This window comes from Draconibacterium halophilum, from assembly GCF_010448835.1.
Lineage (GTDB): Bacteria > Bacteroidota > Bacteroidia > Bacteroidales > Prolixibacteraceae > Draconibacterium > Draconibacterium halophilum.
On record NZ_CP048409.1, the window covers coordinates 3,106,704 to 3,123,130 of the forward strand.

General features: G+C 41.4%; 16 protein-coding genes and 1 pseudogene. 6 read left to right on the forward strand and 11 right to left on the reverse strand.

What is annotated here, in order from left to right:
• Positions 1-9: 9 nt before the first annotated feature.
• From G0Q07_RS12450 to G0Q07_RS12495, 11 genes are all read right to left on the reverse strand, one after another.
• Positions 10-420: a GPW/gp25 family protein gene (locus tag G0Q07_RS12450; RefSeq protein ID WP_163346397.1), complete on the reverse strand. Its 411-nt coding sequence runs from the start codon at positions 418-420 to the stop codon at positions 10-12.
• Position 421: 1 nt separating this feature from the next.
• A complete protein-coding gene (locus G0Q07_RS12455) occupies positions 422-715 on the reverse strand; it encodes a PAAR domain-containing protein (RefSeq protein WP_163346398.1) in 294 nt (97 codons plus the stop codon).
• 1 nt (position 716) lies between these two features.
• A complete protein-coding gene (gene vgrG / locus G0Q07_RS12460; RefSeq protein WP_163346399.1) occupies positions 717-2,462 on the reverse strand; it encodes a type VI secretion system tip protein VgrG in 1,746 nt (581 codons plus the stop codon).
• A 5-nt stretch (positions 2,463-2,467) separates the two neighbouring features.
• Positions 2,468-3,184, reverse strand: coding sequence for a CIS tube protein (locus G0Q07_RS12465; protein ID WP_163346400.1), 717 nt, complete (start codon positions 3,182-3,184; stop codon positions 2,468-2,470).
• Position 3,185: 1 nt separating this feature from the next.
• On the reverse strand, positions 3,186-3,350 hold the full coding sequence (locus tag G0Q07_RS20340; RefSeq protein WP_203532536.1) for a DUF5908 family protein: 165 nt from the start codon (positions 3,348-3,350) through the stop codon (positions 3,186-3,188).
• A 7-nt stretch (positions 3,351-3,357) separates the two neighbouring features.
• Positions 3,358-3,804: a phage tail protein gene (locus tag G0Q07_RS12470; RefSeq protein ID WP_163346401.1), complete on the reverse strand. Its 447-nt coding sequence runs from the start codon at positions 3,802-3,804 to the stop codon at positions 3,358-3,360.
• Positions 3,805-3,808: 4 nt separating this feature from the next.
• The gene (locus G0Q07_RS12475; RefSeq protein ID WP_163346402.1) at positions 3,809-4,255 is read right to left on the reverse strand and encodes a phage tail protein; all 447 of its coding nucleotides are present in this window, start codon (positions 4,253-4,255) and stop codon (positions 3,809-3,811) included.
• Between the two features lie 27 nt (positions 4,256-4,282).
• Entirely contained in the window at positions 4,283-6,370 is a 2,088-nt protein-coding gene (locus G0Q07_RS12480) for a phage tail sheath family protein (RefSeq protein WP_163346403.1), read from the reverse strand.
• A gap of 18 nt (positions 6,371-6,388) precedes the next feature.
• Positions 6,389-7,204: a hypothetical protein gene (locus G0Q07_RS12485; protein WP_163346404.1), complete on the reverse strand. Its 816-nt coding sequence runs from the start codon at positions 7,202-7,204 to the stop codon at positions 6,389-6,391.
• A gap of 56 nt (positions 7,205-7,260) precedes the next feature.
• Entirely contained in the window at positions 7,261-7,857 is a 597-nt protein-coding gene (locus G0Q07_RS12490; RefSeq protein WP_163346405.1) for a DUF4255 domain-containing protein, read from the reverse strand.
• A gap of 376 nt (positions 7,858-8,233) precedes the next feature.
• The gene (locus G0Q07_RS12495) at positions 8,234-8,710 is read right to left on the reverse strand and encodes a GNAT family N-acetyltransferase (RefSeq protein WP_163346406.1); all 477 of its coding nucleotides are present in this window, start codon (positions 8,708-8,710) and stop codon (positions 8,234-8,236) included.
• A 130-nt stretch (positions 8,711-8,840) separates the two neighbouring features.
• On the opposite strand from G0Q07_RS12495, the gene G0Q07_RS12500 reads away from it, so the two are divergent.
• The 6 genes and pseudogenes from G0Q07_RS12500 to G0Q07_RS12520 all read left to right on the forward strand — a co-directional run bounded on the left by G0Q07_RS12500 (position 8,841) and on the right by G0Q07_RS12520 (position 16,197).
• Positions 8,841-9,362, forward strand: coding sequence for a phage tail protein (locus G0Q07_RS12500; protein ID WP_163346407.1), 522 nt, complete (start codon positions 8,841-8,843; stop codon positions 9,360-9,362).
• Positions 9,363-9,380: 18 nt separating this feature from the next.
• Positions 9,381-9,902 (forward strand): phage tail protein, encoded by a 522-nt coding sequence (locus G0Q07_RS12505; protein ID WP_163346408.1) that lies wholly within the window; start codon positions 9,381-9,383, stop codon positions 9,900-9,902.
• A gap of 75 nt (positions 9,903-9,977) precedes the next feature.
• Positions 9,978-10,091 (forward strand): annotated as a pseudogene (locus G0Q07_RS21315) (phage tail protein); the annotation flags it as partial.
• A 12-nt stretch (positions 10,092-10,103) separates the two neighbouring features.
• Positions 10,104-10,436: a phage tail protein gene (locus G0Q07_RS12510; RefSeq protein WP_394366539.1), complete on the forward strand. Its 333-nt coding sequence runs from the start codon at positions 10,104-10,106 to the stop codon at positions 10,434-10,436.
• A 120-nt stretch (positions 10,437-10,556) separates the two neighbouring features.
• On the forward strand, positions 10,557-11,696 hold the full coding sequence (locus tag G0Q07_RS12515) for an ABC transporter substrate-binding protein (protein WP_394366540.1): 1,140 nt from the start codon (positions 10,557-10,559) through the stop codon (positions 11,694-11,696).
• Positions 11,697-11,706: 10 nt separating this feature from the next.
• Positions 11,707-16,197 carry a T9SS type A sorting domain-containing protein gene (locus G0Q07_RS12520; protein ID WP_163346410.1) on the forward strand — a complete coding sequence of 1,497 codons (4,491 nt, stop codon included), beginning with the start codon at positions 11,707-11,709 and terminating at the stop codon, positions 16,195-16,197.
• Positions 16,198-16,427: the final 230 nt, after the last annotated feature.

The window sequence follows — 16,427 nt, forward strand, 5'->3', positions numbered from 1 at the left end:
AATAGTCGTTTAAGTTTCGCTGCCTTCGGTTTTGTAAAATGGGAATACCATATTTTTTCGCGAGTTAGTAGATCGGATGGTATAATCGATGTTGATCAGCAATTCGCCTTCCAGTTCATTAATCGGATCGATGGCAATTTTATTCACGTCAATTCGTGGTTCATGATACAGAATGGCTTTTTTAATCAGGTCGATAACATAGGTTTTCAGCGTCAGATTCAAGGGTTTAAAAAGCATTTCATCCAGGTTACACCCGTAATCCGGAACCATGATACGTTCCCCTAATCGGGTCGATAACAAAATTTCGAGACTACTTTTAATGTCCTCTTCACCCTCCAGAAGTTTTACACTTTTTGTTCCCTTTTTGAATTCCGGGGGGAAACTCCATCCGCGTCCTAAAAATGAATTGTATTCCTGCATATTAACCTCCAATTATTACTGTTCCACTCCCCATGACTATTGTTCCGCCATGCGCTGTAAGATCGCCAATGCGAGCGGCTGGCATTCCTCCGATAAACACCGTTCCCGAGCCCATTGCAATTGTGTCGGGCGGACCGGTACAAGTGGCCATATCTCCTACCCGGGCGGCCGGCAACCCTTCAATCATAACCGTTGGTTCGCCGGGTGGTAAAATCGGTCCTCCAACATGAGGGACAGGCCCCGGATTAACCATCGGACAGGTGTGCATATCATTTATTCTTGCTGCTGGTGGCATATCAATTTATTTGTACTAATGATCCTGTAACTTTTGTTATGGCCGACGATGCCAGTTCGGAACCGGCACTGCTTTCGGCTTTAAACTCTGCATTCGCTTTAACACTCACATTCATTCCTTCGATATTTACATCGCCCATAGCTTTTATCGAAATATCGCCCTGACTTTCCAACGAAATACCACTGGAATCGAAAGTGCTCACATTTCCTGATTCATCTTCGATTTTAATGATTCCGGCATCGTCATCAACAGTGATTATTTTGCCTCCGGGCGTTTCCAGAACAATCGATTTTTTCTCATCGTTAAAAAGGAATTTCAGCTCGCTTCGAGTTACAAATCCCTTTTCATTGTTGGGCTCTTCTGGCTCAAGCGGCGATGGCAATGCGCTACTGTGCAACATGCCCAAAATCACCGGATCGTTTGGATCGTCGTTCAGAAAACCAACAATTACTTCATCGTCCAGCTCGGGGCGGAAAAACGATCCCCGACTGTCGCCTGCATCAAGTGTAGCTACACGTGCCCAAACACCTTGTTCGTCGTTGTTAATTATGGGCATGCGCACCATTACACGGTACTCGCCGTTGGGATCGTCATGAATTTGCGTGACTTTTGCCACGTGTAATCCACTCACGGCTCCAAGCAGTCCGGCGGCCGGCATTTCATTTATATCAACCGTTTCGGAAAACCACTTTGGATTGATTCCGAATTGTGCATCAATTGTCCAGTTGCCTTCTGTAATTTGATGACGAACGGCGGAAACATAAACTTTCCCGTTAAATCGATCGCCCACTCCTGCCAATACAACAGTCGTGTTTGGCTTTACATCGGGAACACCCTGAAAACGGACACGGCCGCGTGTTTTAGACAGTTGATTAAACAACTTTTTAGCATTGGCCCAATCCTGTAATCCAATATCAGTACTGGCACTTCCGTCGCGTAATTCAAGCTTATCCAACTCGATTACCGAAGCCAGTTCATCAGGCGAAATATTTCCGTTAAGCTCAACATCGGCATTATTAGCTTCTTTTTCCACTATTTCCTGGTTAGCCACATCCCAGCCAAAACTGGTAACATTGGCAAACTGATTGCGGGCATCCATTTCGGCATCAAAATCAAGAATAGTTGCCCCGTAAACGAGGGTCATTTTTTCTTCCTGTAAATAGTCCGGAGCTTGCACCGAAAATTTACCATCATCAACCACGCACACTTTGCCGTTAGCCTGCGCACGTGTCACGCAAAAATCCCAGTCGCTTACCCGATATTGAACCATTTCAGGATAAGTTGCATCCGTAGCTTCAACATCGGTTTGCAAATCATGCGCACTAATAATTTCTTCGAGAATATCGCTGTCGTTACTGTCGTAGAAATATTTGCTTTTTCGTCCGATGCTCATTTTTACGGCCTTGTCTTTGCATTCAATTTCCAGCTGTGCTTTGTCGGACCGGATCTTCAGATTATGCCTGATTACAATCCCTTTAAAAATGGTTTCTTCCTCGGAATGGTAACCGGTCTTTATCTCGATCTCCTTTCCCGGAACAAAAAAACTTTCGTTGCTCAGCATAAAATCCTGCGCTGCAGGATCGCCGTCGAGCAACACAATTTTTGCCCAGGGAATCCGGTTGATCTCCTTTTGCACCGTGATGCTCAAAATCTGATTAGTAGAAGATAATTCTTCCCCTTCAACAAGAATTTTGTATGTAACCAGGTCGGCCGACCGTGCAGTTGGTATGACTCGCGTTTCAGGCATATTTACTATACTTTTTGAATAGGAGGAAAGAATATCTTCTGTCCTACCTTCAATTTTCTAAAATTGGTGATTCGGTTTGCTTTCGCCACTTCTAGGTAATATTTCGGGTCGCCATATATCCGGTGCGTCATCAAAGGCAAAGTATCACCTTCTTTCACTTCCCGAATGTGCGTAAGATCGGGCGAAGAGTTGTTCTCGGTTGCCACCCGCAAATTATCCTCAACAAAACCTTTAAATTTTGCGTTGGCTGTTGCACGTAGTGGCGTACCGTCGGATTTAAACAGCTTGAATGTGATATCAACCTCAGTTAAAACACCTTTAAACAGAAGTGTTCCCCACAAAATAACCAGATAATTGGGGCGGTGTTCGTCGCCGTTGTAATCGAAAACCACACGTTTAAACTGATCAATATCTTCCTTTATCCCATTTCCTTCATCGGCCGAAAGTTTATTGTCATCAGTTTTTGAAGGCTTGCCATAATTCATTAACACCCCAGTGCGGTCAAAAATAAACTCCAACTCCAGATCTTCGGGTGGCGTACGATTATAGCGCGGCGAAGATGAACTTGTTCCCGACGCCTGCTGGTTGTTCTGTTCAACTTTGTACTTAAAAACATACTTCTCCGGGTTCAATAAAGCCTGAAATTCGCCATTGGCAACTTCGTTATTGAACTGTTCATCGCTGTATGCTTTTATCTGCAGTTTTGTAAGTTCTCCCGACATATTAGCGTTCCTCCTTTTTCGATAAGATTTCCATCACCTGCTCCACACAGGCTTCAACGATCTTTTCTTTTGAACTTTCTTCGCCACCACCACTACCGCTTCGGGGCCGTTCCGAATCACCAGAAACATTGATCTTAATGTGTAATTCCTTAATTTCTATTGGCATAAGTATATTACGTTTTTATTACATTGAAATAGTTATAAGTAAGTTCCAGCGTTTCGATGGCCAGTTTGCTTTCTTCGGCATTAAAATCGCTCATGCTCCATTTTACCGGATAGGCATGAACAACATTCCAGCTCATCAGCGGATCATGTTCCTCATTCAGCAGTTTCACAATAAGGTTGGTGGGCTTGAAGTTGAAATTCTCAACCGCATCGCGGCACCACTTTATCACATCGGAATCCACCAGTAATCCGCGTTTCAACACCAGGTTGGGATACTTGGTACGAACAGGCACTTTGTGTTTAAACCGATTCTCTCCTCCTTCGGCAATTTCCTCGGTATCCACGTCAACCGTTAGTCCTGCAACCGACTGAAAACGCTGATCCTTGCTGTTGGAGGAAATATCCGGAAACTCAACGCTGAAATGAAATCCTATGGGTGGATGAAATTCACTCATTCGCTTATTCAATCATGGTCAGTTTTTCATGAACAAATTCTGCAGTCTCAATTGCTATTTCATTGCCATCGGCTTTAAAATCGGTGGCCTGAATTTTTGTGATGTAAGCATTAATTGCTTTCCAGCTTACAACGGGCTCGTGACTTTCGTTTAATAAGCTGATCACCAGGTCTCCACGATATTTTTCGCCTTCCTCCTGAAAATAAACCGTTTTCACCCATTTTTCGTAAATCTCCAGTCCTTTGTCGGCGAAGGTTCCGCGTTTCAATGTAATATTGCTGTATTTCGCCAAACCGGGTTGTTTGCCTTTGTGGTATTCGGCATCGGCACCGGCGCGGTACTCAATTACTTCGCGTTCGAAATCGAGTCCCGAAACTTCGGTGCAGTTAAATTCTGTGTCGCCAAAGCTCACTTTAAAATGAAACTTTGGTAATGGATATGTAGTTGCCATAATTTATTCTTTTAAAGTGTTGTTGATTTAAATCTCCTGCATTTTATGTGAAAATTTCAGCACAATGAATTCAGCCGGACGAACCGCTGCCATTCCAATTTCGATGATCATTTGGCCTTCAAGAATATCCTGCGCGGTCATTGTTTCTCCCAATCCAACTTTTACATAAAAAGCCTGTTCGGGAGTTGTACCTGCCAATGCACCGGCTTTCCACTGGTTCACCAAATAGTTGTCGATCATTGCTTTAACTTTCACCCAGGTATTGGCATCGTTGGGTTCGAAAACAAATACGCCGGTTGCTTTTTTTACCGACTCTTCAACCATATTAAAGAAACGACGAACAGAAATGTAGCGCCATTCGTTATCGTTTCCGGCCAGTGTTCGTGCACCCCAAACCAGAATACCCTTGCCGGTAAAAGCACGAATTGCATTGATTGATTTTCCGCCCTGAGTATGAACATTCAGGTCGTCCTGAATATCGTTAGTCACTTTTACTGTCAGTTCCGAAACATAATTCAAACTCACATTTGCAGGTGCTTTCCATACACCACGTTCGCTATCAACGCGCGCATAAACACCGGCCATAGCAGAACTCGGCGGTAACTCAAGCGGCAGATTTCCGATGGCAGTAAGAATTTTATTGTAGGTAGCATTATCTTCCTGCTCAACAGCAATTAGGCTGCGACCATTTAAGGCCCCGTTATTTTTGTCCTTGCCTTCAACTTTTCTTATTTCAATGATCAGCGCGGTCATGTTTGCAAGCACATTAGCAAATGCATCGGTGTTTGACGTGATGCCTGTTTGCGTATTCAGCGGTGTATAATCTTCCAGTTTTTTTAGCTCAGCATCAAAGTTTACAGCGTTTACATCCAAGAGGTTTTTGATTTTTGTAGAGGTATCAGCATTTTGCATTTTTACAAATAACTCCTGCAGGTTACTGTATACCTCATCGATTTTTCCTGCACCTTCAAAATCGGCATTAAACGTAACCAAAGCCGCATCAATTCCGTCGGCAATTGTCTGATCCTCATCAGAGATGGTATCTGAAGCCGCCTTGGCTTCGGTGTTCAGTTTTGTTTTAAAATCATTGAGTTCGCCGAGTGATCCGAGCAATGCTTCCACTGCATCGAGGAATGCCGTCTTTTTGGTACTGTCGCTCGAAAAAGTTCCTCCCAAATCGAAGCCGCTGGCACTGTACATTTGCAAAAGTACATCGCTAATTGCTCCCGATATATCTCCCGGTGTTGTTGTCAGATCGACCAGATCGGCCACTACAGCAGGAAGACCTGAAGACGGACTTTCAATAGCCGTTATATTTTCTTCGATGGTTTCGTAGGCACTGGCATCGTAGGAATAATGAGAAACAATAATCTTCTTTTCATCAAACTGATAGTTCAGAATGGTTTTCAGAAATGGATAATAAGCAGCTCCGTATTTTGCCCAAGCTTTGTCGGAACTGATGAACTTTCGCAGGTCTGCAATATTTGAATCGCCCGGACTGGCAGCATCGTAACTGTGCGTATCGATGATCGTGAAACGATCCTGCAGTTTGTCACATTGAGCCAGTGCATCGTTGTACAAGCTAAAGAATTCGGAAGGAGTTGAAAGCGCTGTAGCATCGGGAAAAACCAACAGCGTTACTTCATCCACTTTTGCCACTTCGGCTAATCCGTCGTTAAAATCGTCGGAATTATTTATGGAAGTGACCTGTGAATCGTCCTCATCCAAATCGGTTCCGTAGCGGCCAACCGATACAATGTAACATGGCCCGCCGCCATTGGCAAAATACAGTTGCAGCGAATAATACATCAGGAAAGGTTCCCGCGATGCCGGCTGTTTTACAACCAAATCGCGTTTTGTGACGCCATTCAGCAGTGTATCGTTAATGGTAATTTCAATGGTAGTTTCGGGCTTTGCAGTTCCGAAATAGGTTACATATTCCAGCATCGAAGTAATTCTTGTCGGAACACCTTTCAGGTCGCCCTTTATTTTATTGGTAGCTTTTTCAGTATAACCAATAAAAGCAGGGATAGCGGTTTCTACTTGCGCTACCGACGGAGGTAATTTCGATATTTCCTCCACGTAAACGCCGGGTGTTTTGTACGTTGTTGCCATAACTGTTTTGATTTAATGTTACATGTATATTTCTGAGTATATTTTATTGTCAGCCTCGCCGGGCTTTATAAGTTTTGCATCGGGATTAGGCAATTCCGTCCCATCGAGCTCGATTGTTACAAATCCTTTTTCGGTTAGCGGGTGCATATCTTTGGTAACCAATTGCCGTTTATTGTTATTTTCCTTCTCAACATCGTCGTTTGGTTTTATCTTTTGGTCGGAGTTAAAGAAATACCGCCAGTATGTTTTTCGGTTTTCAAAAACAATATTGAATTCGCGGTGCTGGTTACGCAACGAACCATTCTGTTTTGTAATATGATACGAGCCGTTTTCGCCTTTAATCCCAATGGAAATTATAGCGAACAGATTATGTTGTTCTTCACGACTCAGCTGCTGGATTTCATTTTTAATACTTTCATCGTTTAACCTATAAGCATCGTCAGTTGCAACGTTGCTGTTGGCCTTTTTTATTAGCGGGAAACCAGGATCTTCAGTGGATAAACGATTATTGGAAAAGAAAAAGAATTGACCGGCATTTAACAATCCGACTTGTGTAAAGTGATTGAATGTGCTGTTAGTTGTTTTCAGCAAAAAAGTGAGGTTAAGAGAGTTGTTTAATGGAACAAACGGGATGTTTGTGTCGCTCTCTGATACTTTTGTCCAAACCGTAAAACCACGGTCGGTGTTTTTACAAACTAATTTATGACCATTAAGTCTTTGGTTGGTTATTGCTGAAGGAACGATAGAAAAGAGTTCGGAAAGTGAATAGCCGGCCAATTGTTTTTCTTTTTCAACATCAGTCATGCTGAAATAATCGTCACTTCCTTTATTCAAGAAATATTTGTGTAAAATATTTACAGCGAATAAAGGCTTATATTTTGAGATAAAACTCATGAATTAATGTCCTTTAGGGTTCCTTTTATTGTTGTTATCAGTTCTGTGCTTGCTTGTTTTTTGCGTTGGCCTACTTGCAACAGTTGTACTTTGTAAATTACCGAGGGGAGCTGCCTTCCACCATGGGTTCCCCAAATGTGATTCCACACTTCGAATCCCGGCGTATAAAGATCAACTATGAATTTAAAATCCTCGAGTTCCTGCATCGATACATTTGAACGGTTGTAAACAGTGTTTTGCGCCGTAAAAACCTTCTTCCCCTGGAAATACTCAACTGTCTTGGAAATACTGATTAATGAGTTAGAGTAGAGATCGCAATTGGCACTAACCATAAAAAAGAGGTTCACATTTACTGCCGGGTTATAATATTCAGCTTTGTTGTTAACCACATGACTTGTTGGCATATTTTTTAACGTCGCTTCTTCCTGGATATTCAACAAGGAGATTACAACCTTATCATCAAGATTTGTGGCTTTGTCGTTTCCTGAATCCAGTAAGGCCAGATTTTCCAAAACGACAATTTTTCCCAATCCGGCATCATCCAGATATGTTTCCAATTGTTCTTTGAGAATTTGAAGAGCTTCGTAAATCATAATAACCTTTTCAGTTTCTACCAATACTAGTAAAACATAGTTTATTGCGTCCTTAAATAAGGAATCCTATACTAAAAAGGGCAATGGTTATTATCTTCTGTATTTGATGAAGTTTTTAGGAACTTCAATCGTTTAATGGTGAATACAAGTTACAACAATTGAAAACCAAAGTCAATGCCGAATCCAAATCTAAATAAGAACAAATCACGTAACAACTGATTATCAAACAATTAAAAGAGTGAGAATATTTAAACAACTGCTTATTCAGAATATATAAAAACTAATAAGTCTGTTTTAAAATCACAAACAGTTGCTCAATTTCCTTGATTAACGTACTGTGCGAACCGGTAAAATGATCAAACATAAATGAAGTAGTTTAAGGCTTTATCTGAGCGCTTCGTTCCATAAAATAATACACTCCGGTATCATCCGTTTTTCTAAATCCTAAGCGTTCGTATAAACGCATGGCCGGATTATAATACTCGACATGAATATTGAGTTTTTTAAGGGACTTCTCCGATTCTTCGATCAGCTGATTTAAAATAATTGTCCCAACTCCCTTACCTCTGTATTCAGGTAAAATTGCAATGTCCATTATTCGAATCTGGTGTTCCGTTCTCCAAAGGTAAAGGCGCCCAATATCAAGTTTGTTTTTCTGAATGATCAAAAATTCAGCGCCAACATATGCATTCTTGTAATGTGAATCCTGGGCATTAAATTGGAAATCAATGAATTTGTTTTTTTGTTCCTCATCCCATCCAGTGGTATCCAGTTCAGTCTCACGTGTGCTTCGATAAACCCTTTTTAGGAAAGAAATATCTGATTCTTTTATTTTGCGGAACTTCAGATTCATGAATTACATTTTTACAAAAACATTAAGGATAAATATATCTTTTTATAGAATTAATTAGTACCTTGTAAGATATTGATATAAAAAAACAAACTAAAATAATTTTTTCAATAAATCATTTAAATCCAAAATTATGTCTGAACCTTTCATTGCAGAAATAAGAATTTTTGCAGGAAATTTTGCACCTCGTGGCTGGTCATTTTGCAATGGACAGTTGTTGCCCATTTCGCAAAACACTGCGCTTTTTTCGCTTATTGGAACCACCTTTGGTGGCGATGGCAGAACAACCACGGCGTTACCCAACCTTCAAGGACGCGCTCCCATGCATCCGGGAAGAGGGCCCGGACTAACAGATAGAAGACTTGGGCAAATAGGTGGAACTGAAACCGTAACACTTAGTAGTGCACAAATTCCTTCACACAATCACTTAGCGAAAGTGAACAGTAACGGCACTGGAAACTCAAATTTGCCCGAAGGAAATGTATTTTCGAATTCCAATGTCCCCGATGCCAGTGTATTTAGTGGAAATACAGCAAACACAGCCGTGGCTGACCTTACAACTACAGGAGGAGGGCAAGCGCATAATAACATGCAACCCTTTATCGCTGTAAATTATATTATTGCACTAACAGGACTCTATCCTTCAAGAAGTTAAATCCTAAAGAAAAAAAATATGTCAGAACCATATATTGGCGAGATAAGAATGTTTGCAGGCAATTTTGCTCCACGAGGATGGTCATTTTGTGTTGGACAACTTTTAGCCATTTCTCAAAATGATGCACTGTTTTCGTTGCTGGGAACCATTTATGGAGGCGATGGAAGCACAACCTTTGGTCTGCCGGACCTTAGGGGAAGGGTTCCTGTACATGCAGGATCGGGGCCCGGTCTTTCACCAAGACAGCTCGGTTCGAAATTTGGAGCAGAACAAGTTACACTAAACGCAAATCAACTGCCTTCTCATAAGCACCAGGTTAGCGCTAACAATAGCGTCGGTAATAAAAAGAATGCCGGATCTCATGTTGCAGCAGGCAGTGTTGCACGTGTTTATTCAAACGAGTACGCTTCACCAACCGATTATTTAAGCAATACCACAATAAGCAACAGCGGAGGTGGTCAGTCGCATACCAATATGATGCCCTTCCAGTGTGTCAATTACATTATTGCATTAGTAGGGATTTACCCATCACGACACTAAATACCATAATATTATGTCAGAACCATTTTTAGCCGAAATAAAAATTGTAGGATTTAACTTCGCCCTAGAGGATGGGCATTTTGCGACGGTCAAATCTTACCGATCAACCAGAATCAATCGCTGTACTCGCTTTTGGGAACAACCTATGGCGGAGACGGCAGAACCTCGTTCGCGCTACCCGATTTCAGGGGAAGGACACCAATTCACGCAGGGCAGTCAACCGGGAGTGATTATCAGTTAGGACAAAAAAGCGGTGAAGAAACGCATACTTTAACTGCTGTCGAGATTCCTTCTCACAGTCATAATCTCCAAATCAATAATTCGGATGGAGTAAACACAAAAAGCATAAGTGACAATACTTTATCAAAATCGAAATATGAAACCCGTTTTTCCAATGCAGGACCGGCCAATAAAAGCATGAAAAGTGACAGCATTGAAAATTCAGGAGGCGGTCAGGCACACAATAACGAGCAACCCTCTTTAACGCTTAACTACTGTATTGCATTGCAAGGCTTATTCCCTTCACGTAATTAAAAAAATATGAATAGCAGACGTAATTTTTTAAAAATAGCCGGAGTTAGCATTACCGGTTCGCTTCTAAATTCGGTGAGTACAAAGGCTGCAAAGCTCAGTACAAACGGAAAAACACTTAAGGTGGGAATACTGTTGCCCCAATCCGTTGAACATCCGCAGTACCCTGGTTCATTTCTTAATGGATTTAGGTTGGGGGTAGATGAAAACAATGCTCTCAGAAAGAAAAAAATAGAACTTATTACCGAATCCGTAAATTTTGGCACTCCCGAAATTGTTAAGGAGAAAGTCCAAAAATTATTGGCCGAAAACGATGTAGACTTAATTACCGGAATTTTGAATCCTGAAGTGGTATCGCACGCTGGAAAAGTGTTTAAGAATGCCGAGGTGCCAACCATAATTGCCAGTTCGGGTGAAAGTTATTTGGTGAATGAATTAAAAGAAAATCCATTTGTTTTCTTTAATAGCTTGAACCTCTTTCAGGCAGCCTACGAATCGGGAAAATATGCCGTAAATAAATTTGGAAAGAGGATAGCTGTACTAACCTCGTTTTATGACAGCGGATATGATTCCCTGTTTACTTTCCGTCAGGGTGTTGAAGCTGCAGGTGGTGAAATTGTAGAAACATTCAACAGGGGGCAGAACGACACAAATTTTACTGAAAACACATTAAAAAGACTTGAAGAATTAAAGCCGGACGGATTGTATGTATTTATGCACGGTACAAATGCCGACGATTTGATCAGAACTATTCGTTTTAAGGGTATTTATACTCCACTAATAACAACCGCATTTTCGGCCGATGAAAACCGCCTGGTACATCTTGCCGATGCAGCTGATAATATATTTAGCATTAGCAGTTGGGACCGAAATTCGAAAAAAGAAGCAAACAAAACTTTTGCAGAAAAATACCGGAAATCGTATAACAAAACTACCGATATTTTTAGTGTTCTGGGATTCGAAACCGGACAGATAGTTTACGATTCGTTCGCACGTTGCAAAGGCGATTTTTCCGGAAATGAAATTGCGAAAGCACTTCTTTCATGTAACTTACAATCTCCACGCGGAGAAATTAAAATAAACCCTGATTCGGGATTGGTGAATAATAAATTGCATATACAACAGTGCAAGGTAAGTTCAACCGGTGTTCCTAAAAATCATGTTCTGGAAACCATGCAGCCCGTTAGCGAATTTGAAAAAGCGTTTGCTGTGTTGGATAATGATTACCGTTCGGGATGGTTAAACCCTTACTTATTCGTTTAAAATAAATTATATGAAAAATATTTACCTAACGGGTTTTACCTTCTTATTAAGCATTCTAATTTCATTTTCCGGATTTACTTCCGAAATTGGAACCAATGAAAAAGTAGGCCAAAGCTCAAATTCAGCTATTGATCAGCAAATAATTTATTGCAGCAATGAAGATACTTTTCTTGTTGTCTGGACAAATAACACGGCGGGAGTTGATCAGATTTACTACAATTTTATTGGAGATAGCGATCTGGATCCGACAGGAACTTTACTTTCGTCGACATCGACCGGCCCTTATCCCTACGCCGAAAAACCACAAGTTGCCTACGATGCTTCAACAAGTACCGCCGGAGTAGTTTACACCGAAAGTAATTCTCTTGGAAATGATTCAATTATGCTATCGTTTATTCAGGCTTCATCGGGCACAATACTAGGAACTCATAGCGTAGGAACGGTAGATTCATGGAACATGTCGGCCACTGTATCATCCGACAATGCAGGTAATTTTTTGGTTGCCTATTTCGATACAACCAGCCAGAATATCTCTGCCAAATTTTTCGACAATACCGGCACACAACAAGGAGCAACCTTAACGCTGGGTTCTGTTCCATCCGCTTACCTTTTGCCCTATTCAATCGACATTGCCTATAATTCAACAGAAGATAAGTTTCTTGTGGTTTGGACGGATGGGAGCGACAATCTGTACTCAAGAACCGTGGAGACAAACGGCACTTTATCTTTAAGCCTTAATTATGGCCTCATTAGCTCCGTTGCAAATCCTGCACTTGCGTATGGAGCCTCTACCAATGAATTTTTTATTGTTTACGATAACTTCAACGAAGCTGTAAACGGATTTGTAACCGATAGTATTGGAAATAAAAGCGGAACATCCTTTACCTTTGGGAACGTGGGTGAAGAAGCTTTTCCCGATGTTATTTATAACAGTATAGCAGAATCATTTGCAATTACATGGCAAGAATATGTAGGAAATGCCGGTATTTGGCTACAGGAATACATAAGCGGTAATTGCGCCGCCTTGGGCGATTCGATTAAATTGGATGCTATTTCGGCAACGTCTAATACTCCTGTCATCGCTTTTGATGAACAAACGGAAAATTACTGGGTAAGCTGGTCGGGCAGCGTATTGGGTGTAGATGAGATTTATCTGCAACGTTATAGCTCCGAACTGAGCACAACAAATGCAATTTGTAAAGACATTACTGTTTACCTGAATGATCAGGGGGAATATATTTTGCAGCCATCAGAAATTGATAATGGCTCGAATGGATTGTGCAATGAACCAGTACTTTCCACATCAATGGATACATTAACCTGCGCAAATATGCCTTTTGTCGATGTTGACTTAATTGCATCAGATATTGATGGCAACTCGGATACATGCTCTGCCAGAGTTACCGTGCTTGACACCATTCCGCCAACTGCTCTTTGTACTGATTTGGATGTTTATCTCGATGATTTGGGGCAAGCAACAATTGCAGTCGCGGAAATTGAAGCAGGATCATCGGATAACTGCGGCATTACAAGTCTGGCAATCGATACATCAAGTTTTACTTGCGACGATATTGGAGTCAATATCGTAACGCTGACTATAAGTGATGCGCACGGAAACAGCACACAATGTACCTCAACAGTAAGTGTGCATGACACCATTCCGCCAACTGTAGTTTGTACTGCTTTGGATGTGTACCTTGATGACTCGGGTCTGGCAAGCATTACTGCGGCTGATGTGGACGCCGGCTCAACAGATAATTGCAGTATTGCAAGTTTATCAATTGACAATTCCGGTTTTACGTGCAGCGATGTGGGTACAAATACAGTAACGTTAACCGTAACAGATGTAACCGGGAACACGGCAAAATGCACATCTACTGTCACCGTAAAAGACACAATATTACCTACAGCCCTTTGTTCTGATTTAGATGTGTACCTTAATAATTCAGGCGTGGCAACAATAACAGCGTTTGATGTGAATGCCGGATCAACAGATGATTGTGGTATTGCAAGTTTATCAATAGACAGTTCAACTTTTACCTGCAACTATATAGGGGCAAACAGCGTAATACTTACTGTAACCGACGTGAACGGAAACAATGCACAATGCACATCGGCCGTTAACATTCATGATACAATTTCGCCTACTGCCATCTGCCAGGACATCGAAATTTATCTGCTAGATGCCAGTGGTGTTGTAACAATCGATTCTTCGATGATTGACAACGGATCATCAGATAATTGCTCAGTGGTAAGTATGACACTGGACAAAACAAGTTTTAGCTGTGCCGATCAAGGGACAAATACAGTGACATTGACCGTTAGTGATGCAAGTGGAAATACCTCAGAGTGCATGGCTACGGTAACCGTTGTCGACAAAAAAACACAAACACCGATTTGTATTATTGGCTTTACGGCAGACTTGGATGCAACAGGAAATTTCACATTATATCCGTCAGATCTATTGGCATCGCCAGTTACCGATAATTGTAGTGCAGTAACATTAAGTTTGTCGAAGACAGATTTTAACTGTTCCGACGTTGGAATAAATATTATACAGCTGCATGCAACAGACACTAGTGGGAATGACGATTATTGTGAAACTTACATTATTATAAACGACGCAACACCACCAATAGCGGTGTGTAAAGATATTGACATTTATCTGGATGAAACCGGCCTGGCAAGCATCGATTCTTCACATGTCGACAATGGCTCATCAGATAACTGCCCTATCAATTCGCAATGGCTTAGCCAATATGATTTCACCTGTGCTAATCTTGGTGACAACGATGTCGTTCTTTATGCCAGCGATTTAGCCGGCAACCTTGATTCCTGCCTGACCACAGTTTCTGTGAAGGACACAATTACCCCCCAAGTGGTTTGTAAAAACATATCCGTTGATCTCAATCAGAATGGCAATGCGACCATAACAGCGAGTCAACTCGATGGTGGGTCTACTGACAATTGCAGTATCGACAGTATATACCTCGACCGGTATAATTTTAACACTGCGGATATTGGTACCAAACCGGTTACGCTCTATGTAAAAGATGCAAGTGGAAATGTTTCCAGTTGTGTAGCAATGGTCAATATTGGGGACAACATTGCGCCTAATGTAAAATGTAACCCGATTACAATTTACATGGATGAAAACGGCGAATATCCACTTTCTGATGAAGATGTTTCAGCACTGTCCAGCGGAACTACTGACAATATTACCGCAACCGAAGACCTGAATATTTATGCCATTGCAGGACCAAATGTGTTTAACTGTAACAGCAATGGTCACCAAGTTGTGGTGCAGGTATTTGCTATTGATGAAGCGGGAAATAGAGGTAGCTGTAACAGACTTATTAATGTTATTGATACATTCCCGCTCACTGTAAATCCAATCGAGGACATTGATGTTATGGTGGGTGCCACCAGCTGCGATACTACAGTCACAATCTCCTACCCTGAACTAACTACAAATAACAAATGCGCAGAATTCACCCAAATCTCGGGTCTTGGACCAAACGGAGATTACCCGTTAGGTACAACCGAAGAAAAATGGCTGCTAACAAATACACAGGGAGATTCACTGGAGTTCTCTTTCTTTGTTATGGTTACAGCAGATAATCTGCCTCCTACTCTTGATCCAATTGCCGATGTCGATACCACACGTTCTGTTTCTGAATTGATTATTCCGTTATCAGGAATTTCTTCAGGAGGCGACTGCTATAATTCGGATATCACAATAACTGCAACAGGAGTAAATACTCAGGTTGTAAACAGTATCTATGTAAACTATGCATCGCCAGATTCGGGAGGAGAATTAATGCTAACTCTTTCGTCGGGTGCCAGCGGTAGCGACACGATTACTGTTACCGTTGAAGAGAGCGAAGGCGGAATTGTAACACAAACTTTTGTAGTTACGATTGATTATAGCAACCAAACTCCGATTATAGTTACTCTTCTGGAGGATCAGGAAGTGATCGCAGACCAAATTCTTGAAATGTATCTCGGTGACAACTTTAATGACTTGGATAGCGACACGCTGAAATTTGATATTTCGATTGAAGACGGAAGTACTTTGCCCGATTGGATCAGCCTGGTAAATGACACGCTTTTTGCCATTCCAGGCATAGTTGACACAGGGTGCGTCTCGATCATAGTTACTGCCACCGATCCATTAATGGCAACGGCAAGCGATACCTTTACAGTTTGCGTGAAAGGAATTACGGTTGGTGTTGGCGATATCAGCACCAGCGAACTTGGTCTGACAATGTACCCGAACCCCTCGAAAGGTAAGGTTACGGTGGATTTTGATGCTGCTGTTAGCGAAGATATTGAATTGGTGGTGAGCAATATTTCCGGAAAGCAGGTTTTCCAAAAGACTTTCCTGGCTGGCCAACAAATCAACTTCGATCTATCGGATCAGGTTTCAGGAATGTATTTAGTGAATGTTTTGGTGGATGATAGAATGTATACACGAAAGCTAATTTTGAATAAAAACTAAACCACTATGCATTTGAAATACATAGGTTTAAGACTCGAATGAAATTCGATGAATATATATTGGACGGAAGACAGAAGTCCGAAGACGGAAGAAAAAGATTCAATTATTTAAGAACTTCGGTCTCCTGACTTCGGTCTTCGGTCAAAAACAAAAGTTTATAGAAACTAAAGTAGCTGCAATAAATTGCAGGGTTTTAACCATTAACTTGAAAATAAATTATTTCAACCTAT